Origin of the sequence: Lysinibacillus sp. UBA6686 (assembly GCF_002455205.1) — a bacterium.
Taxonomy (GTDB): domain Bacteria; phylum Bacillota; class Bacilli; order Bacillales_A; family Planococcaceae; genus Lysinibacillus; species Lysinibacillus pakistanensis.
On record NZ_DKJS01000005.1, the window covers coordinates 22,559 to 44,506 of the forward strand.

At 34.3% G+C, this 21,948-nt stretch carries 18 protein-coding genes and 1 pseudogene; 16 read left to right on the forward strand and 3 right to left on the reverse strand.

Annotation, left to right across the window (positions count from 1 at the left end; translation table 11 throughout):
• Position 1: 1 nt before the first annotated feature.
• The 3 genes from B2R82_RS01185 to B2R82_RS01195 all read right to left on the reverse strand — a co-directional run bounded on the left by B2R82_RS01185 (position 2) and on the right by B2R82_RS01195 (position 2,084).
• Entirely contained in the window at positions 2–421 is a 420-nt protein-coding gene (locus tag B2R82_RS01185) for a DUF1801 domain-containing protein (protein ID WP_286923131.1), read from the reverse strand.
• 84 nt (positions 422–505) lie between these two features.
• A complete protein-coding gene (locus tag B2R82_RS01190) occupies positions 506–1,069 on the reverse strand; it encodes a GyrI-like domain-containing protein (RefSeq protein WP_286923132.1) in 564 nt (187 codons plus the stop codon).
• 64 nt (positions 1,070–1,133) lie between these two features.
• On the reverse strand, positions 1,134–2,084 hold the full coding sequence (locus tag B2R82_RS01195) for a helix-turn-helix transcriptional regulator (RefSeq protein ID WP_286923133.1): 951 nt from the start codon (positions 2,082–2,084) through the stop codon (positions 1,134–1,136).
• A 313-nt stretch (positions 2,085–2,397) separates the two neighbouring features.
• On the opposite strand from B2R82_RS01195, the gene B2R82_RS01200 reads away from it, so the two are divergent.
• From B2R82_RS01200 to B2R82_RS01275, 16 genes and pseudogenes are all read left to right on the forward strand, one after another.
• On the forward strand, positions 2,398–3,114 hold the full coding sequence (locus tag B2R82_RS01200; protein ID WP_286923134.1) for a YqeB family protein: 717 nt from the start codon (positions 2,398–2,400) through the stop codon (positions 3,112–3,114).
• Positions 3,115–3,551: 437 nt separating this feature from the next.
• Positions 3,552–4,709, forward strand: a complete 1,158-nt coding sequence (locus B2R82_RS01205) for a serine hydrolase domain-containing protein (RefSeq protein ID WP_286923135.1) — start codon at positions 3,552–3,554, stop codon at positions 4,707–4,709.
• Positions 4,710–4,799: 90 nt separating this feature from the next.
• A pseudogene (gene ant(9) / locus B2R82_RS01210) lies at positions 4,800–5,584 on the forward strand (aminoglycoside nucleotidyltransferase ANT(9)).
• Positions 5,585–6,017: 433 nt separating this feature from the next.
• Positions 6,018–9,089 carry a hybrid sensor histidine kinase/response regulator gene (locus B2R82_RS01215; protein WP_286923136.1) on the forward strand — a complete coding sequence of 1,024 codons (3,072 nt, stop codon included), beginning with the start codon at positions 6,018–6,020 and terminating at the stop codon, positions 9,087–9,089.
• A 133-nt stretch (positions 9,090–9,222) separates the two neighbouring features.
• Positions 9,223–9,786, forward strand: a complete 564-nt coding sequence (locus B2R82_RS01220) for a TVP38/TMEM64 family protein (protein ID WP_286923137.1) — start codon at positions 9,223–9,225, stop codon at positions 9,784–9,786.
• 111 nt (positions 9,787–9,897) lie between these two features.
• Positions 9,898–11,427: a multicopper oxidase family protein gene (locus B2R82_RS01225; RefSeq protein WP_286923138.1), complete on the forward strand. Its 1,530-nt coding sequence runs from the start codon at positions 9,898–9,900 to the stop codon at positions 11,425–11,427.
• A 1,182-nt stretch (positions 11,428–12,609) separates the two neighbouring features.
• Positions 12,610–13,029: a pyrimidine dimer DNA glycosylase/endonuclease V gene (locus tag B2R82_RS01230; RefSeq protein WP_286923139.1), complete on the forward strand. Its 420-nt coding sequence runs from the start codon at positions 12,610–12,612 to the stop codon at positions 13,027–13,029.
• A gap of 338 nt (positions 13,030–13,367) precedes the next feature.
• Entirely contained in the window at positions 13,368–13,859 is a 492-nt protein-coding gene (locus tag B2R82_RS01235) for a YfbM family protein (protein ID WP_286923140.1), read from the forward strand.
• Positions 13,860–14,349: 490 nt separating this feature from the next.
• Positions 14,350–15,174, forward strand: coding sequence for an AraC family transcriptional regulator (locus B2R82_RS01240; protein WP_286923141.1), 825 nt, complete (start codon positions 14,350–14,352; stop codon positions 15,172–15,174).
• Between the two features lie 17 nt (positions 15,175–15,191).
• Positions 15,192–16,094, forward strand: a complete 903-nt coding sequence (locus B2R82_RS01245) for a DMT family transporter (protein WP_286923142.1) — start codon at positions 15,192–15,194, stop codon at positions 16,092–16,094.
• Positions 16,095–16,124: 30 nt separating this feature from the next.
• Positions 16,125–16,376, forward strand: a complete 252-nt coding sequence (locus tag B2R82_RS01250) for an ArsR/SmtB family transcription factor (protein WP_286923143.1) — start codon at positions 16,125–16,127, stop codon at positions 16,374–16,376.
• Between the two features lie 95 nt (positions 16,377–16,471).
• Positions 16,472–16,855: a VOC family protein gene (locus B2R82_RS01255; RefSeq protein ID WP_286923149.1), complete on the forward strand. Its 384-nt coding sequence runs from the start codon at positions 16,472–16,474 to the stop codon at positions 16,853–16,855.
• A 424-nt stretch (positions 16,856–17,279) separates the two neighbouring features.
• The gene (locus tag B2R82_RS01260) at positions 17,280–17,825 is read left to right on the forward strand and encodes a type II toxin-antitoxin system HicB family antitoxin (protein WP_286923144.1); all 546 of its coding nucleotides are present in this window, start codon (positions 17,280–17,282) and stop codon (positions 17,823–17,825) included.
• A gap of 409 nt (positions 17,826–18,234) precedes the next feature.
• Entirely contained in the window at positions 18,235–19,671 is a 1,437-nt protein-coding gene (locus tag B2R82_RS01265) for an MFS transporter (protein ID WP_286923145.1), read from the forward strand.
• A 33-nt stretch (positions 19,672–19,704) separates the two neighbouring features.
• Positions 19,705–20,739, forward strand: a complete 1,035-nt coding sequence (locus B2R82_RS01270; protein ID WP_286923146.1) for an ABC transporter substrate-binding protein — start codon at positions 19,705–19,707, stop codon at positions 20,737–20,739.
• Between the two features lie 2 nt (positions 20,740–20,741).
• Positions 20,742–21,833 (forward strand): FecCD family ABC transporter permease, encoded by a 1,092-nt coding sequence (locus B2R82_RS01275; RefSeq protein WP_286923147.1) that lies wholly within the window; start codon positions 20,742–20,744, stop codon positions 21,831–21,833.
• Positions 21,834–21,948: the final 115 nt, after the last annotated feature.

Genomic DNA, 21,948 nt, shown 5'->3' on the forward strand with positions numbered 1-21,948 from the left:
ATTATATCCCGAGCATTGGTAGATGTTTTCGAGTATGATAAGTGAGTGCCAATGCAATGCACTGTTTTAATTCATTTATTGGAATTTCATCATTCACAGCAAATACAATCGCTCGGCTACCTTCATAATTGAATAACTCTTTATAAACCTCTTTAAACGTATCAATTAACTTTGTATTACAGTTAACATACATGGCGTATTGATCTGGTCTTGACTGTTTCCAGCCGATTCTAATTGTACTACCTTTTTTTGTAATATAGCTAGGCTCTCCCCATTTTATCGTTTCTTCCACATGATTAAGGTTTTCAATCTCTTTTGCAGTATCCATAATTAACTGGCGAAGAATCAAAAGTTTAGATTGAATGTGTTCAGGATACTGTTTGAATACTATCCCCATCTTAGTGTTTTCAATTGTACTCATATTATTCATTCCCTTTTTTTAATAACAACTAGTCAACAAATATTTTTAGATATTCTATTCAGGTTGACTGTTGTTATATAAAAGCTATTTTATCGAAATATAAATTTCCGCTTGTCCATCCTCTGGATTAATATCCTTGCTATAATATTCAAAATCCCCTGTAAATGCTCGGTTATTACCTGGCTGCTGGGACCATTGCCAAATATCAGACCAAGTACGCTGGACCATCTCAATAATTGGTCCACGTTCAGTGACAAATACAGCATATTTTGCAGCAGGTACCGTAAATGCATTTAACCTATCTAAATTTTGAAGCTGTGATGTTTCCTGAACTTTAACGCTGACCATTATTTCATAAAGTCCTGCATCTCCCTGTTCATAGTTGAAGTAACAGCTATAATGACCATCTTCTTGTATAGTAACACCTAGCTTGTTACCAATATTTTGCGAATGGAACTGTTCAAATAACTTACCAATTTTGCCATCTTTGCTTAGTTCGGTTTCATTTGTTGTAACGGCACTAATTCCAGCTAACGTGAAGGAGGGTAATTCCTCAATTCGGGTAGGTTCAATTCGTTTTAAAGTAATTTTGTCTTCAGACGTTTCATGTTTCCATTCTGTCAAATTCTTTTCTTTGTTTTGTTTCATCCTTAATCATTCTCCTTATTATAGAATGAAACCAGTATAAAACAGTAAACCTGACAACTGCCTGTCAAGTTGCTTTGTCATTTTTATAAACTTTTGCTATTTTTTCCGCACGACTAGTAATGATTTTCCGTAAATGTTGAGGCTCAAGCACCTCTACATGATGTCCTAGGCTAAGAATGAAACTATAGAGCCATTCATTTTCTGGATATGCCTTTTTTACTAGCCAACTTCCATCCTCAACTGGCAAAAGTTCTTCAATGCCAAACCATTCTTCAGCTAAATGACGAGCCTTATCTTGGAAACGAAAGACAACTTCTGGTGTTGATGGCTTTAATTTATTCTTACCTTCGTTATGCTCCTGATTAGAGGGATTTCGACGAATGAAGGTTTTTTCATGATCTATTCTAAGCCCTTTCATTCTTTTTAGTTTAAAAAGGCGGAACTCTTCTTTTTCTAAACAATAAGCTTGCAGATACCATTGCCTTCCTTTGAGAATGAGCATATGAGGCTCTACATTTCGCTGGGAAACTTCACCTTCTGCATTGGAATAGGTGAAGTTAACTAATACACAGCTATCTAATGCTTCGTCTAACAAAATTAATTTCGCACGGAGATGTTTACTACCACCCCAAGGAGAGTAATCTATAAGTACACGATTTGTCTTATGTTGAAATTCTTCTTCATGTTCTGGTAGTACGACACTATTTATTTTTTCTACTAGTCGTTGGTGTTGCTCTTTGCTATATGAAGTGGAGATACTGCGTAGGGCAGTAACGATAGTAGCAAGCTCGTCATTTGTTAGTATATTTCGATCTAAACGATAACCTTCTGACAAACCAATACCACCGTTTGTTCCTTGATAGGTGACGATTGGGATGCCGGCCGCATTAATTGCGTCAATATCTCGATATATCGTTCGTACAGATACCTCAAATCGCTCTGCCAACTCCTTAGCCTGTACCATACGTCGGTTTAGCAGTAGAATAATGATGGATAATAGTCTTTCAAGTTTCACAATATGTAACCTCCGTTTTAATAAGCAAGAATCTATTTCATTAAGATATTGATAAAAGTCTTAATATTAGAATTTTTTAGAATAATACAGTAATACATTACTAGATGAAGTGCAAACCTAACTGTTTAATACGTTAAAATACTATACACTTTTTAAGGATACTATTTATTGTAAGTTAACTTGGATTATAAATCTATTTCAATTGCTTCTAATATTACGACAGAAAAATTAATTGGAGTGGAGGATCATCATAATAACTTTGAAAGGTAAATTTTCGGGGATTTCGAATTTAGGATTTTGACAATAATCTTAGTTGGATGTTATTATTTACCTATCGTTAAGTAGGAAAGGTGAAATAATGAACAATAGTCATACAATATTAAATTTTTCTAAAACAGATAAAGTTATCTTGTGGCTCGGTTTCCCTATCATCGGGTTAGTGCTAGGTTGGTTTCTTCCTAGTATTTCAAAATGGGCAAGCACTTTGCCGTGGGTGCCTTTCTTTCAGGGACCTTTAAACTTAATTGCATCCTTTAATGGAGCTTGGGTTGGTTTTATCACGATGGCCCTTGGTTTGATTGTGGGATTTGCATTGACTTTATTATCTTTTCATGAGAGCTTAGAAATGATTATAGATGATGAGAAAGTAATTTTAAAACTTAGAGATGATGAAATTCTATTAAATAAGGAAGATATCTCACTTGTATTGTTAGATGAAAAACAGTTAGTTTTGCTAGGCAACGATAAGAAAGAAATTTTTCGATATAAACAAGAGCTAAATAGAAATGCCATTAGTGCTGCATTTATAAAACATAATTATTTTTGGAATGATATCGATCCATTTAAAGAAGATTTTAAAAAATGGGTTGTAGATTGTCCAGATTTATCACCAGCAGCAAATGCACTATTAAAAGCAAGGAAAATAGCAATTGAAAAAGGTGAGGATGAGGAAGTTTTTCAGCTAGCTAAAGAGCTTTGGAAGCTAAGAATATCAGTTAAAGAAAAAGATAAAAGTCAATATTATCGATGAGCAACAAAGATAAATGAAGACTATTAAGATTATTATAAAAGATTAATATGTTATTCACTAATGTAGCAATATTTTACAAAAGACTGTCTAGAAAAATTAAGGCTGAATCCAATTATTAGGTTCAGTCTTTGTTTTGCATAAAAAAAAAGATAAAGCAAAACCACTTTTTTAATTACTTGAGTTGAAATTAATGAATTTCTTTTTTTAGTCGATTAATTAGGAAACAAAGCTAATTTCAATTTTGTACTTTCTTATTTAAGCATTTTTAACATAATAGAGGAAGTCGAGCATAGTGAAGAGCTTGTAAAATGCGAAAAATGCTTAATTTCGTCTTTTTAGTTACGTATACATATTAATTATTAGCAGTCTTGCACAAGTGAAAGATGGAAACTTATTTTAAAGAAAGCAAATAACAATAATAAACGGAGGTTTTTCGTATGTCTCAACTGCCTGAATATGCTATGAATTCAACTGAAAACGAAAAAACATGTAAAGAAGTGCAGCAATTCGACAAACAACTGACATCACTTTTTGATTCGCTTAAAGTTCCAGGTGTAGCTGTACTTGTTTTTACCAAAGATAAAGTATTGTACAAGAAAGAAATCGGATATGCCAATCTTGAAAAGAAAATTCCTTACACATTGGACACAGTTACTAATATTGCTTCTATAAGTAAAACCTTTATTGGAGGATCATTGGCAAAAGCTCAGGAAGATGGCTTGCTTAGCCTGGATGAAGATATCAATGACATACTTCCTTTCAAAGTAGTAAACCCATATTTTCCAAATGGGAAAATTACTTTAAAAAATCTTGCTTCACATACATCCGGAATTGAGGACGACGAAACTAAATATATCTATTCATACAGTGCTTATGGCGCAAAGAATATGACCTTGAAAGATTTCTTATATAGCTATCTGAATCCTGAGGGTAAATGGTATTCAAGGGACAATTTCTCAAACAATAAACCAGGAACAAGCTTTTCTTACAGTAATATCGGGTCTGCACTTGCAGGGTACTGCATCGAAGCAAGAAGCAAAATGACATATGCCGATTATGTGAGGAAAAATATATTTGAAAAGCTATCTATGAACAACAGCGGTTGGAACAGGAGCGAGTTCAAACTAGCAAACATAGCTTTAAATTATTCTAAACTGAGGATTGATTTTACCAATCATACAGAATCTATGGGTGCCACCCTTGAACCAATGCCTGCTTATGAGTTAATTACGTATCCTGATGGCGGGGTTATGACAACGGTTAATGATCTATCGAAATACTTGCAAGCTATTATGAAAAGACAAGATACATTTATTACAGCGAAAAGCATTGATTTAATGCTACAAAAACAATTTAACGACACGAATGTTCCTCCAGAATGCAAAGAAACTGATGAAAATATAGGATTATTCTGGAGTTATAGTGGCGAAAAGGTCTGGGGACATACTGGCAGTGATCCTGGAGTAGATACATCTATGTATGTAAATTCAAACAACGTAGGTTTAATAGCTTTTATAAACACTGATGACTCTAGTTTGGATGGAGAGAAATACGAAGAAATAGTAAACTTGCTGATGAATTGCCCAATTAAGTAGGATTATGTTTAAGAAAATTGAATTGAATCCCAATAAACCAGCATAAACGTATATTATGTCAGCTTAATTTAGAGGGGGATTTTGTAGTTGGTGAGTGATTTGAGTAATAAAGAAATACCAAAGCAAGCCATACAAGCACTAAAAATCGTAGAGAAATTGCTTGGAAAATCTATAGTCGGAGTATTTTTATTTGGTTCTGTGGTAAATGGTGGTTTACGCATTAACAGTGATGTAGATGTCCTAGTGGTCGTGAAACATTGTTTATCTGAGGGGACTCGAAAAAAACTAACGGACAAATTAATGCTGATATCTGGNNAAACACAGACTCTATCAGACCACTTGAAGTCACGGTGGTAAATCATAGCGATCTTGTACCTTGGCGATACCCACCCAAAAATGAATTTATTTATGGGGAGTGGCTCAGAAGTGAGTTTGAAAAAGGACAAATCCAGGAACCAACCTATGATCCTGATTTGGCAATTGTTTTAGCACAAGTGAGGATGAATAGTATTTCTCTATTTGGTCCTAATGCTTCAGATATACTTGATCCCGTTCCGATGATAGATATTCGAAGAGCGATTAAGGAATCTTTACCAGGGTTGGTAGAGGGTATCATAGGTGATGAACGTAATGTAATTTTAACCCTAGCTCGAATGTGGCAGACGGTGTCTATCGGTGAAATTTCTTCAAAAGATATGGCTGCAAAATGGGCTTTACCTCGGTTACCCAAAGAATATTCGACTTTACTCGATTTAGCTAGAAAAGCTTATCGTGGAGAAATTGTTGATAAGTGGGAAGCAAGGGATTCCGAGGTGACAGCACTCATTCATTATATGAAAAATTCTATAGAAACTTGTCTTAGCGAAATCGATTGAACTTTTTTATAATTGAACAATACTAAAACAAAGGACGAATCCATTTTGATCAAATTTTTCAAAATGGATTTTTTCGCTTATCGGCATAAAATATAGGCTTAAGGGTGCTTTTTATTAGAAGATAAATAAGATGAAGGGTAAAATAACAAATCAGAGTTTGATAATAATTACTTTTATTTCCTACAAGTAAAGTTTGCGGTTACTCATTTAATAGAGTGTGAGAAGAGTCAGAACTGAAGGCATTGTTTAATAGAGGGCTGTATAGAAAGTTGATAGTGACAAGCAGATCAAAAATAGTTAAATTGAGTAAGAGGATGAAAATAGTAAGAGTAGTAAGAATTATTCATTATAAATACTGACACTAAAAGAGCTAAGGCTTAAAGAGAAGTAATTATCACGAAATTTACTGGAAGGTAAAAAGAGGTAAATAATTTTGATAAATAAAGTTACGAAATCAAAAAAATTACTGATAATTATTAGTTTTATTTTTATCTTACTATCAATGCGCTTTGGGTGGTTTCTTTATTTTAATGCACCTACAAATCAAACTGCAGAAAGGGGAGTTGTTGATTTACGTCATATAACGTTAAAGGAAGATAAGGTTATTTTTTTAAATGGGGAATGGCTATTTTATCCTTCAAAGTTTATAATTGACGATTCTAGCACAAATATCGAACCACAGTACATACAAGTTCCTGGTAATTGGAAAGAACAAATGGAGGCGCTTGAGGGGTCCTCTATAGGTAATGCCTCCTACAGGCTTAAAATTTTGCTTCCCGATCAGGATGAAACGATATATGGAATTAAATTAGAAGGATTTGAGTCGTATGCAAGTATTTATGTGAACGGAAAATTGGTGAATAGTGAAAACCTTGCTAATAAATACCCATTAGAGCAAATAAAAAAACAGGGACCCATGACGGCCATATTTTCCTCTGAGGCAAAAGAAATTGACTTAATTATTCAAATTTCCAATTATGATAGTTTTAATTCGGGAGGTTTGAAAGATTCGGTCTATTTTGGGCTTCATTCTGCAATTACAAAGGGAGCCACCTTCTCCGAATCATTGCAATTGCTAGTTAGTGTAATTTTTTTTCTACACGGTTTCTATGCGTTATCGATTTTCTTCCTTGGGAGAGGGCAATATGAAAAGGAATTACTCTATTTTAGTTTTTTACTCATTCTTAATGGATTTATTATTTTAATAGACGATAATGTTCTGTTAAATCTCCCAATAAAGAATGCGCTTTACATTAAATTACTGATAGTGTTACTGATTGGATTACTACTCTTAACATTAACATTTATTAATGAACTCTATAAAATTAAGTCTACACTATCAAATGTATTATACGTACTATTCATCCCCATAGCTCTGACAATATTGATAACATCAGCTTTGCACTATACACCTATGAAATTGATTGTAATTTTTTACGGAATTTTTATTGCCACCCAGCTTATTGTGCCTACTATTTCAGCTATTGTAAAAGGAAATATTGATGGAATTTTTATACTTTTTTATTTGATTTGCTTTATATCAAATAGTATATGGGGAACTGCCATTAAAACTCTTGTAATTAATATACCTTATTATCCATTCGATTATTTCATTTCAATAATTGTTATTGCCCTACTACTGATAAGGCGACATATTAATGTTATTCGATTAAATAATGAGCAATATGAAAAACTAGTAAAGTTGGATGTTCAGAAAGATATATTTCTAGCGAATACATCTCACGAGCTACGCAATCCATTGCACGGTATACTAAACATTACACAATCGCTTCTTGAAAGGGAGTCATCGCAATTAACAAAGAAAAGTAAAGAAAATCTTGAATTGCTATTACAAATTGGCAATCGAATGGCATTTACTTTGAATGATTTATTAGATATAAATCAACTAGAAGAAGGACAAATTCAGCTAAATCAAAAAACACTCAACTTATATAGTGTGACATCTGCGGTTATTGATATGATTCAATTTATAAAAAATACAAAAAAATTGGATATCATTTCAGAAATTTCAGCATTTTTTCCACCAGTTTATGCGGATGAGAGCAGACTTGTCCAAATTCTTTTTAATTTACTTCATAATGCTGTCAAATTTACGCATGAAGGAAGTATTACGATCAATGCCATTCATGATGATAAGGTAGCAACTATATTGATTAGCGATACTGGCATAGGAATGAGTGAGGACGAAATAAAACGCATTTTCCTTCGTTATGAGCGTTTTGAAAAGACTACTGCAATGGGAGTAGGACTTGGTCTAAATATAGCCAAACAGTTAATCGAACTTCATGGGGGGACAATTGCAGTACAATCAGAAGAAGACAAAGGGACAACCTTGTCTTTCACGATTCCATTAGCAATCGATTCAAATGTATCAATTGAAAAGGAGGTTTCAGCAACAGCAGCTAATATCTATCCACTACCTAAAAAATCTTTTGATATCACATCAAAACCATTAATTGATGATGAACAAAGGGCAGTGCTAAGTAGCAATATACTTATTGTTGATGATGATCCGATTAACTTAAAAGTTATTAGTAGTGTACTGGGAGAACTATATCATATCTATACTGTCACGAGTGGAGCAGAGGCACTGAAAATGATTGACGCTGGAAATTGGGATATGATTATTTCCGATGTTATGATGCCAAAAATGTCAGGCTATGAATTGTGTAAGGAAATCCGCAAGCGCTTTACAATTGTAGAGCTTCCTGTCTTGCTGCTGACTGCAAGAACCCAACCAATAGATGTTTACACGGGATTTCTTGCAGGTGCAAATGATTATGTTTCAAAGCCAACAAATGCCCTTGAACTAAAAGCACGTGTTCAATCGCTGCTTGCACAAAATCAAGCAATTAAAGAGCAATTACGTCTAGAAGCTGCATATTTGCAAGCGCAGATAAAGCCACATTTTCTGTTTAACACGTTAAATACAATCTCTTCTTTAGGTGAAATAAATCCTTCTCGAATGACTGATTTATTGATTGAATTCGGTAATTATTTACAAAAGAGTTTTAGTTCAGACAACATAAAAAACTTAATCCCCATAGAAGAAGAATTCGATCTTGTTCGTTCCTATTTGTTTATAGAAAGTGAAAGATTTGGCGACCGACTCGAAGTTTCTTGGGATTTAGATGAACTAAAGGGGATACTTATACCACCTCTTTCTGTTCAAACCATTGTAGAAAATTCTCTGAATCATGGCATTCTCAAAAAAACAGAAGGTGGAATCGTTGTTATTTCCGTAAAAAATCATGAGAATTATCATGTTGTTTCTGTAGAGGATAATGGGGTTGGTATGACAGCTAGTCAGATTGAGGAAATTCTTTTAAGGACTAATAAACATCAGCATGGTATCGGCATAGCCAATACAAACCATCGTCTTCAACGAATTTTCGGAAGAGGAATTCAAATTGAAAGCCAATTAAATCATGGCACAATCGTTTCATTTTACATTCCTAAACGGTTACCAAATATTTTTGAGTAATCAATAATTAATAAGTTTGTTGGATTATTCGAAGTTAAACATAAAACTCTCTACTTAGCCAGACTAACCATTCGAGGAAAGGGTGCTGATAGGTGGAAAGGACAGGATTTAAAATTAAAGAATGGGATGAATTATGAAAGAAACTACCCTTCAAATATTTGAACATGCAGGTTTTTTTGCAATATTGATTAGCTTATTTGTTAATATTGTTATTAGTATTATTGGTATATTACCGAGTGTTTTTATTACAGCAGCTAACCTTGCGTTTTTTGGGTTTTATCAGGGGTTAATTGTTTCAATTATAGGTGAGGGATTAGGTGCAGTCATTAGCTTTGTTTTATATAGAAAGGGTCTGAAAATATGGAGATTAAAGGATTTCCAACACCCAGTAATGGTAAAACTAAAGCAACTTGAAGGAAGTAAGGCTTTTTGGATGATTTTATGTTTGAGAATTCTTCCTTTTATTCCTTCTGGTGCTATAACATTAGGCAGTGCTTTTTCCAAAGTCTCGATTAGTTTATTTGCAATCGCTAGTACTCTAGGAAAAATACCTTCACTTATTATGGAAGCTGGCGCAGTCTTTGGTTTTATGCAAGTCAATCTAAAATGGAAAATTGTAATTTTAGTAGCCTTCGTTCTTATATTGATGTGGATTGGGAGAGTTAGAAGAAAAGAGATAGCAAATAGAAGCACTTAGTATTCTTTCAATTGAGGTATATATTATCATAAGATGAATTTTAATATCCATAGATTCTCCATATTTTTTTGTTACAGTTCCATTGTAATGAAAAATAAAGGAGGAAACATAATGAATTCAAAAATTTTAATTACTTCATTACTACTTGGAACTGTTGTTATTGGAGGATGTAATGCAAGTAATTCAGGTTCTAATGAAGGTAAAACTATGGATCATTCCAGTATGGGGCAGAAAGAAATATCGAACATGGAGGGGATGGATCATTCCAATATGCCTCAGAGGGAAATGGCAGATATGGAGAACAGCCATGCGAATCATACAAATCCACTATCGTTAAATAATTCCACCGGAGAAAATGAAATAGCGCTACCCACACTAGTTGAACCTAAGAATGGAGTCGTTAATATTACTGCACAACAAGGAACGATGGAAATCTTTAAAGGTATTGAAACTGAGACATATGGATATAATGGTTCGTTCTTAGGACCTATTATCCGTTTGAAAGAAGGAGAAACCGTAACATTAAGAACTAAAAATGATTTATTCGAACAAACTACATTCCACTGGCATGGCGTAGAGATTCCAGGTGAAGGTGATGGTGGTCCACATCAAATACTGGAACCAGGTACATCAAAAGATGTGAAATTTACAGTAAGTCAGGAAGCATCTACATTATGGTTTCATCCACATCCAGAGGGGGCTACAGCTGAGCAAGTGTACAAAGGGTTAGCTGGTTTAATCTATATTGAAGATGAGAAGTCAAAAAAACTTGGACTACCAAATGAATACGGAGAAAATGATTTTCCTTTAATATTTCAAGATAGACAGTTTACTGAGGAAAAACAATTTGACTACCAATCAGTTCTTAATGAAGATGGTACTATTGGAGACACATTATTAATTAATGGTACATTAAATCCAAAACTTACAGTAGGAAAAGAAAAAGTGAGACTTCGTTTATTGAACGGATCGAATGCAAGAAATTATACATTTAAATTAAATACAGGAAATAAGTTTCAACAAATAGCTACAGATGGTGGTTTTTTAAATAAACCAATTTCTATGAGTGAAATTTCATTAACACCGGGTGAGAGAGCAGAAATTATTGTTGACTTTTCAAAATTTGATGCTAAAAGTGATATCGCTTTAGTAAATGAAGAAGATATAATTTTATTACCATTTATAGTTGATAAACAAAAGAAGAATTCAATTGAAACTCCCAAAAGTTTAAATGATTATACCGTTACAGATACTGAGAGAAACTTACCAGTAACAAAAAAACTTAAACTTTTCGGAATGGGAAAAATGGTAACAATAAATGATAAAAAATATGATATGAACCGTATTGATTTCACTCAAAAACAAGGTGATACTGAAGTATGGGAAATATACAATAAACCAGATATGATGGGTGGCATGACGCATCCTTTCCACATCCATGGTACACAATTTAAAATAGTTTCAATGAATGGAAAAGAACCTCCTGCAAACCTACAGGGCTGGAAGGATACAGTTTCAATCGAAGCTGGTCAAACAGTTAAACTAGCAGTAAAGTTTAATGATAAAGGGATTTACATGTTCCACTGTCATATCCTTGAACATGAAGAAAATGGAATGATGGGGCAAGTTGAGGTAAATTAAATTTTAGAATTGGTTTATTTAGTTGCTATTTTAGTAGAGAATTCTGTAAATAATGATGTTCTACCGTCATTCTTGATTCCTCAACTCTATACACAAAGCCCAGATACTCATTTATTTTAAGTCTGGGCTTGCTTTTGATGCTCGCAAGGCACTGCATTCATATTCATTTCAAACCATATTCTATTAAGTACAGTAGCATTCTATTTAGCACTAATGTGATATTTGTAATATCCTATGCAGGGAATTATGACAAACAAAGTAAAAATGGCAATGAATGAACCTATATTTGAACAGATGATACAAAGTTATGTCTTAAGTTGATTTAGTGTATTATAGTGGAAATGCTAATTTTTTATTAATTCTGTTACATAGAAGGGGATTTCTAGTGATTTTGATATGGCTGTTCATGTACATAGCAATTTTTTAGAAAATAAAGTTTTTTGAAATTTTTAACTTAATTTTAACTTTGAACTTGTAATGTTAAAGAAACTGGATTTATATAGAAAGTAAAGATGAAAAAGTTAGTTAGCCATGGACAATAGGCAGTTTGTTAAACATCAAAAGGGGCAGCATTCCTAAAAAATGGTGGGATTTACTCAATTAATTTGTAAGGTAGTTTGACACCTAATTAAAGAATCAAAAATGAGACAATCAAGTAACGCTTCTATTAAAGTTATAACGTAAAGGATCTTGAAACATATTAAACAATAGAGCTTGTCCCAGTATAAACAACTCAGTTAGCAATTAAACTACAGTCAATATTCTGTTATATAAGACGACTAACCCTAAATGAATATATAGTAGAGAAGTTTTTTATAGGGATAGCGTTGTTCTAAGTCACTTGATTACAGATAGGGGAGGATTAAAGTAGAGATATGGATCAGTGGAGTAATATAGAGACCGCATTGTACACTTCTATTTTTACTGTTTTTCTTGGTTTAATATTTTATTTTAAATTGTGGTGGGATGGTCCAGGTGTGAGCTGGTCATTTACCAAGAAGTTTTTTTGTATTTTGGTCATAACAGTATGTATTGTCGGCGTTTGTGCTTATTTTATGAGCTAAATGAAAGTTGACAAGTAAGAGTTAACACAAAAATTAAGCTAACATTTTAAATCTAATATAAATTTAGGGTTTCAATTCTATGTAATATATAGAACCGTATTAAAAGGAGTAATAAAAAATGAGATTATGGCATGTGGATTTATTAAAGTATCTACCAAAAGGACAGCTACTTTCACAGTGGAGAGAATTAAATAGTATATTTGCCAAAGAGGATAAACATATATTAATTAATTATATTTATGAATATTCTAAAATTGATTTGTATGTTTATACAGAAAAAGTAATTAAAGAAATGAAAAACCGTGGTTATCAAATTAGGTCATATGAAAAAATGAATAAATACTTTGAACATTTAGAGTCAGTTAAGCATGTTAAACCTTTTAAAAATCATCATGACAATGAATATCTTCAAATTTGCTATTACAATCTAAAGGAAAAGTTTATACGGGGGCAGAAAGATTTCGAAGTGAATATGTATAATAATTTATGTAGGTATGTAAATAACATTTTTAAGAATAGTATCGATGGCTCTATCTAGATTTCTCTCCTCAAGTTATACTAGTGGTGTCTTTTTCACATGTTATTGCAATTGTTGTTAAGCATTTTCAGACAATCTTTAGAACAACAGACACTTGAGCGTGTGCTAAAGAATGCGCTGTAAGATTGTCTATTACTTGTATTTTTGTCAATAAAATGATTATGAATGTGTTCCGATAATCTTAATTCTAGCTAAGACCTTAAAAAGCAAATTAGAATATTTGTATTTTTATAACCCTAATTTACTAAGAAATATAGTAGGAGTTTTTATAAAAAATACTTAAAAATTTCCGATATTCACATTATAAAGCGATAGCACGTATGTGGAGGTGTTGAAAAATGGGGATGATCGGCTATTACATTGCTTTGCAAGAAGAAGAAATCCAGCAGCTTGCGGCCAGAACCAAAATGCTAGAGGACATGGACCCCTATAACAGAGAAAATCTTGATATTGATAAATCATGGCAGGCACTTTATTACGTACTCTGCGATGATATTTGCGATGGCGAGCCACCGCTTGGTTATGTCGTTCCAATGGATCAGGCTAACTACTTGGAATTTGGAGATATTGGTGCCTTTTATTTAACTCACCGACAAATTTGTGAAGCTTATCAAGCCATTGAGGCGATGACACGAGATGAGCTTCTAGCTAAATACAACTATAATAAGATGCTTGAGGAGGATATCTATCCTCTCTACAGCGACGGTGAAGAGAAAGATGGAGAAGCAGAACAGTTTTTTGACTATCTATACATTTATTTTAAAGATATTCGCAAGTTCTTTGCTGAAACCATATCCGAAGGCAAAGGACTAGTATTCTGTATTTCATAATACCTATGCACACTACAAAGTCTGGCACTGAATAACGTAGTACCTGCCAGACTAATGCCTAATAGAGAGTAATCTTAGTTTTCGGTTACTTATTTAATCTGAATTTCTCGAAACGTAATATACTCCTTTATATAAAGTTACTTTGTCATTATCCCATGCTATAAATCCTTCATTCATGCTTTTTACTTCGAAAGTTGACGTTTGTTATCTATTCCAATACTTTTCTTCACGTAAAATCAATTCTGTTACTCAATCAACCATCCCTTCCTTAAAGCATTTTCTTTTTGTAACCCTATCGTTTTGCATTTGAAAATCCATATTCTTTAGATAAACAACTGATGACGATTCAGCGCGCTTTAATTATATAAATCGAACAAGAAAGGTCACCAAGAATTTTTGATTAAGTAAAGGGCAATATCATACAAGAATGTGATTTCTACTTTTGCTATACTGGGCAGCAGGTAATCAAGAAGGGAGGCAGGCAAAATGTATGAAGCAGGAAATGAGAATAGTAAAATATGATGCCCAATTAAAGATTGAAGCCTATCACTTCAAGGGAATTATGCAAAAATTCCCTAATCATTTTCATGAATATTATGTGATTGGGTTTATAGAAAGTGGTAGACGACTTTTATCCTGCAAATCTAAGGAATATATCATTGAACCGGGAGATTTGTTGTTATTTAATCCCCGTGACAATCATGCTTGCGAGCAAATTGATGGTAAAACATTGGATTATCGTTGTATAAATATCCAACCTGAAGTGATGAGAAGGGCTGTCTTTGCTATTACAGGAGAAGAGCTACTACCATATTTTACTCCCCCAGTACTTTTTCATAATGAATGGGTAGCTGTACTTCAGGATCTACATCAGATGCTTATCCAGGAAGAAGCTTGCTTTAGAAAAGAGGAAGTTTTTTATTTTCTTTTAGAGCAGCTAATGGAAGAATATACGGAGCAGGGGATATCAACAAGTACTACAGCGCAAAGCACAAAAATAACAGCAATCTGTGAATTTTTAGAAAAACATTACATGGAAAATATTATACTAGAGGACCTATGTAATCTAACAGGATTGAGTAAATACTATTTGCTTCGATCTTTTACCAAGCAAATGGGCATCTCTCCATACAGTTATTTAGAAACTATAAGAATAGATAAGGCGAAAAAAATGCTAGAGCAAGGAGTATTACCAATAGACGTGGCATTTAAGACAGGATTTACTGATCAAAGCCATTTTTCTAACTTTTTCAAGAAGTTTATAGGGCTTACACCAAAACAGTATATGAATATTTTTAAGGATGTACGGAACTGATCATAGAAAGGATTTATATGGATACAGAAAAAAAGATTAACGGACATTTTTTAGCAGTAATCACTATTTTTATTTGGGGTACAACCTTCATATCAACTAAGATCTTATTAGATGCAGTTTCACCTATTGAAATCTTATTTTTGAGATTTATCATTGGTTTCCTTGTTCTACTCCTTGTTTATCCTCACTGGTTTAGTGTGAAAGAAAAAAAACAGGAGCTATATTTTGCAGGAGCAGGGTTATGTGGTGTTACATTATATTATTTACTCGAAAATATAGCACTAACTTATACCTTTGCATCCAATGTAGGTGTCATTATTTCAATAGCACCGTTTTTTACTGCCTTCCTTGCACATTTATTTTTGAATGGTGAGAAATTAAGATACCAGTTTTTGATTGGTTTTGTAGTTGCACTAGTTGGTATTTTCTTTATTAGCTATAATGGAAGTAGCAACTTAAAACTAAATCCGTTGGGAGATCTACTAGCTGTTTTAGCTGCGGCAGTATGGGCTATCTATTCTATACTGACCAAGAAAATTAGCGAGTTTCAGTATAATACGATTCAAACAACACGAAGAATTTTTTTCTATGGGTTAATTTTTATGATACCTACATTATTTATCGTTGGATATAAACCAAATATAAATCAACTAATGCAACCAACTAATCTATTGAATATCCTATTTTTAGGGGTGGGAGCATCTGCAATTTGTTTTGTAACGTGGAATTCTGCAGTAAAAATATTGGGTGCAATAAAAACTAGTGTTTATATCTATATGGTTCCCGTAATAACCGTTATTACTTCGGTACTTGTACTGAATGAAAGAATTACAGGATTCGCTACGACTGGAATCATACTTACTTTAGTAGGATTATTTATTTCTGAGCGTAAAGCTTTGCAATACAAACGTAGTGATTAGAGTAACTGTGAGGTTGCCTAAAATTGAACTATGGATTGGGATAAAGATACTTGGCGGATTATATTAGATGAACTTTCCGAACGCAATGAGCTAACGCTATATGAACTTACGACACAACTCGTTATGAAACCTAACCTTGTCATTTCACGACAGGCGATAACTAAACATCTTAATACATTGGGGGATGCAGGGCTTGTAATTTCGAAACGAAAGGGAAAACATAGAGTACTCACATTTAACAAAGAACCACTAAGAAGTTTACTGGAAGAATGGTTAAATTAACATTATCACTAATGATGATGTATGAGTTTTGCAATTTGGAGCCAGATTGTTAGAAGTGAACCATATAGCGTAAATAGTAAGGAGGACAAAACATGTTGAAAATTATTATAACTAGTATATTCGTCCAAGATCAAGATAAGGCACTAGAATTTTATACAAAAACATTAGGCTTTGTAAAAAAGCATGACGTTCCCAGTGGAGCATACAGATGGATAACGATTGTTTCTCCTGATGAGGAAGGAAGTATCGAGCTTTTACTTGAACCTAATGAGCACCCTGCTGCGAAAGAGTATCAAGAGAAGCTATTTGCAGATGGTATTCCAGTAACCATGTTTGGTGTTGCAGATATTGACAAGGAGTACGAACGATTAGTTGAAAAAGGCGTAAAGTTTACTATGAAACCGACAAAAATGGGGGAAATCACAATAGCTGTCTTTGACGATACATGTGGCAACCTTATTCAGATTATACAGCAGTAACTTTATGTTAATCTTAACCAATTTTTACGATGAGGTTATACAGGTCTAAATTTTACATTTTACAATCGGGATGATTAATTGAAATAAAAGCGTGTTTGATCAATTTCAAAACACGCTTTTTCTATTTATTCATTCATTATGGGGATGTAATCATATTTTATTCTAAGTCTACGGTTAATAATTATTTTGATGTAGTAATAGAGGGAGAGAGAATTAAAGAATGCGTTCAAATTTATATATAGAGGTGCAGGAAATGCTTGGATTACCAATAGGAGGGTGTTTTTAGTTTCTTGGACAACTGAATGGGAAACGGAAATTAATTTAGATTTGGAAGTACAGCCGCACAAAATTCAAGTGCAAAGCAGTTTAAGTAAACAAGTTTACATTTGAATTTTTATCAATATGTATGGGAGGTAAAGCTGATATGGCATTTGAAAATGTGGTTTATCCAGCATTTATAAGACTAGAGGAAGAAAGTTTCGGAGTTCATTTTCCAACATTACTTCCGGATTATGGGTGGGAGGTTTGCTTAAGCTCAGGCTCAACGAAAGAGGAAGCTATTCAAAAAGCAAAGAAGGCTTTAGCATATTTGTTAGCGGGTGCTCTATATGATAATGAAGATTTACCAAGTCAGGCACCCATTCCTGCTAATCTTGTAACAGAAGAGATGGAACTTGTTTTTATAAAAACATCTTATAGTGATTATGCGAAGGAAATTGAGGATCATTTACCTGGACGTCATTGGCATATCTATTTTAAAAGAGATGAGCAAAGTGAATTTCGAGCCGTTGCATATAAGAATAAACGAGGATTTTGGGATGTAAAGGTTGATGGTGATTTACCTATTAAAATCAAAAAAGAGAAGTTGTTAAGACTTTGTCCTACATACCCTGAAATTTGTAAAGTACAACGTCGTGTTGAGGCGGAAGAAGCATTTGATAGTTTTGTAATTAAAGTAAAAGAAATTTAGAACGGTTAAATGAACTCAATATAAAGATAGAAAATGCCTATTTAGTATATTGATAGTAAGGAGCGATTGCCAAACATGCAATCGTTTTTTTGTTGTTTGTTTTTTGATAAAAATAGTTAATTATTCATTCTATCTCCTGTCAGGTTTTGTTGTTTTCTTAAATTTTTGCTCCTTCTATAAAAGGAGAATCTCCCGCAACAGGTAGAGAAAAAAGAAGACATCATTGATAATTAATTTTGTTGATAATAATTATCAATTAAAATTCCGATTAAGCTATATGTCGGATTAGGAAATGGACAGAGGAGTGATTTAACAAACGGAGGTTAGAAGCTTTATATCATATAGATAGATTTTTATAAATAGTATTGTAACTTATTGTAAATTATGTAATGGAGGAGGAGGAGGTACTATGGCGACAACAGGCGAAAAGTTGGAGCAACAGATTGATCCGCGACGATGGTATGCGCTGGCGGTCATTCTTCTTCCGATACTGCTAAATTCTTTGAATACCTATATGATTCAGGTCGCGTTGCCATTAATACAAAGTAGTTTAAACGCAAGTTTTACAGATGCTCAACTAATTATGACCTGTTTTTCGTTCAGTTTAGCCGTCACATTAGTTATAAGTGGAAAACTTGGTGACATTTATGGCAGGAAGCGGCATCTGCTTATTGGGGTGAGCGGATTCACGCTCATGTCTATGTTGGGAGGTTTTACATCCAGTTCGACAATCCTAATTGTCATTCGGATTGTGCAAGGAATTGCAGCAGCATTAATACAACCCCAAGTGCTTTCCATGATGCAGATAAATTTTCTATCGCGTGAAAAAGGTCTTGTCTTCAGTATTTACGGTGCTTTACTAGGGTTCGGATTTGCATTTGGACTTACATTGGGAGGCATTCTGGTTAATTGGAATGTATTTTCCTTAGGGTGGAGAACTGTATTTTTTTTCAATGTTCCCTTCGGTATTCTTGTCCTGCTATGTTTACCTCTGATCCAGGAATCTCATGGCAACCGCGCACAGAGAATTGATTGGACTGGTACAGCCTTCCTTATTAGCGGATTGTTTCTGCTAGTTTATCCGTTATCAGAGGGACAGAAACAGGGATGGTCACTTTGGATATGGGGATGTTTGATTTTATCGTTAGTGCTCCTGCTTGCATTTATTGTAGTGGAGGTTCATAAGCAAAAACAAGATGATGGACCACTTATCAATTTGATGATTTTTAAACAACGTTTATTTGGAGTGGGATTGCTTTCAGTTGTTTTTATTTATCTTAGCATGTTCTCCCTCTTTTTCATCTTGACATATTATTTGCAGTTTGGCTTACATTTTGATGCCCAAGCGACCAGTTTTGTTTTTCTACCACTAGGTGTCGGTTTTTTCCTAACTTCACTAATTTCATCCCGAGTGGTGGACAGATGGGGAATGGTTGTGATGAAAATTGGCGCGTTAATTACGGCAGGTTGTTGTTGTTTACTTATTTTATTATTGCATATTGATGCTACACATCTGTTGCATCTGCCATATAGTTTGACTCTACTAGTGTACGGGCTGGGACTCGGTCTAGTTACAACACCACTTACTAGAGTTGTGTTAAATACCATTCCAGCGGAAGAAGCAGGGACAGGTTCAGGCTTATTTAATACAGTAATGTATTTGGCGAATTCATTAGGAGTAGCATTGAGTAGTATTGTATTCACTGTTGCTTTAGGACATTCCTTGACAAATGCGACCATATCCAACTATGTAAGCGCATTTTCCGCCTCTTTAATGCTATGTGGAGGACTCTCTTTGTCTGCTTATGTTTGTCTTGTTTTCTTATTTAACCGACAAAACAAATAGAAATCAAATTGTCTAAAATTAGGAGGAGAATATATGTTTATGAAAAAATACGTCTCGATGTTTATGATTGTCATGCTTTGCTTGTTATTGTTATCTGCTTGCTCGCAAAGGACAGTTGAAAATAAAAAGCCGAGTCAGAGTCTTACCGAAGCAACTCAAAGTAATTCGATTGGAAAAAGCCATTACCCGTTGACTTTAACGGTTTATGACGATACAGGGAAGGAAGTACAACAAACGATTGAAAAAGAACCGAAACGCATTGTGGTCATTGGGCAAGGTTTTGCAGAGTGGATGCTTGCTTTTGGAGAAGAAAAACGTATCGTTGGACTAGCTTATTTGGACAAATCCTTTTCAGAATATGAAGAACAAATTAAAAAACTTCCTATTATTACGGATATGTGGCCTTCAAAAGAGGCTATTTTGGAGTTGCAGCCGGATTTGATTATCTCGATGTCCTCTGCCTTCCAAAAAGAACGGATTGGGGATATTTCTTTTTGGAACAAGAGGGGCATACCAGTACTTACTGGAATCAACTATACTACTGGTCGCACCATCGACAGCTTTTTTGAAGATATTACGAATCTAGGAAATGTACTGAACATCCAAGATAAGACAGAGGCTTTTGTAGACAAGCAAAAAGAACAGATCAACGATATTCAGACGAAAGCTGTGCTTGCAAAGGACAAGCCTAAAGTTCTGTTGCTAGGAACTAGTGGAGAAACGATTTATTATTATGGTCCAACACTTTGTCTCATTGATGAAATGATTGAAGGTGCAGGAGGAGAGTATATTCAAGTGTCTAAGGAAACATATGTAGAGATGTCTGAGGAATCAATTCTATCTGTAAATCCCGATAAAATTATCATTACTGGATTTCAAAAATCAGATAGTGAAGCGTTGATTAAGCAATACTTGAACAATCCAAAGCTGAAAAATGCGACGGCAATTAAAAATGGAAATGTAAAGGTTGTCGAATATACGACAGCTGTTCGTGGAAGTCTTGGGCTTACAGATTTGTATAAGGATGTTGCCCAATATATTCATCCTGAACTGTTTAAAGGAGAATAGACATGATAACCTCACAAAGAAGTATGGAAAGATGGATAGATAAACGTTACCTGTCCTCAACATTAATAGTGATACTACTCATTGTACTTGCTATATCCGTCGTTGTTTCGGTTTCTATTGGACAAGTATCCATTCCCTATAATCAATCTTTTTGGATTTTAGTGGAGCATATCACAGGATTACATATTAGTCACGTTATCGAAGATGCAGATGGCATATTTCTAGATGTGATATGGCAAATTCGCTTTCCACGAGTGTTACTGGCTATGGTAACGGGCGCAGGTTTAGCGCTATGTGGAACTATCATGCAGGCATCAGTTCAAAATCCATTGGCTGACCCATTTATACTAGGAATATCTTCTGGCGCTTCTTTGGGTGCAACGTTCTCCATTATGCTTGGGTTTGGAGTAGGAGGCATCTTAGGAGAGCTTAGCGTTGCGACATGGGCATTTATCGGAGCTTTATGCGCAGCAGTTCTTGTTTTGGGTTTGGCTAGCATCGGCGGTAAAACCTCCTCAGTGAAACTAATTCTAGCTGGAACTGTCATTAATGCGTTATGTAGTGCATTTTCAAACTTTATTATTTACTTTGCTAAAAACGCAGAGGGTATTCGCTCCATTTCTTTCTGGACAATGGGAAGCTTGGCCTCTGCAGAATGGGGAACACTTCCATTTGTAACAGCGGTGGTTCTTGCGGCAGGGTTATTTTTTCTGTTCCAATTTCGAGTTCTTAATACCATGCTGATGGGGGAGGAAACAGCAGTTACGTTAGGAATTAATCTAAATTATTATAGACGATTGTATATGATAATTTCATCAATTATCACCGGCATGCTTGTCTCAACTTGTGGAATTATCGGGTTTGTGGGTCTTATTGTTCCCCATATAGTGCGTAGTGTTGTCGGGTCCAATCATAAGCGACTTGTTCCTGTTGCTCTTCTGTTTGGTTCATTATTCATGATATGGGCGGATGTATTTGCACGAACAATAATTCTTAATGGAGAATTACCACTTGGAATTGTTACGTCGCTTTTGGGTGCACCAGTCTTTATGTACATGTTAATCAAAAAAAGTTATGGATTCGGGGGAAACTAAATTGAATCTATCGGCAGAACATATATCAGTAACGTTATCGGGAGTAGACATTGTAAAAGATATCAGTCTTCATGTGGGAAATGGCCAGTTTGTTGTAAGCCCGTATTCAAATAAC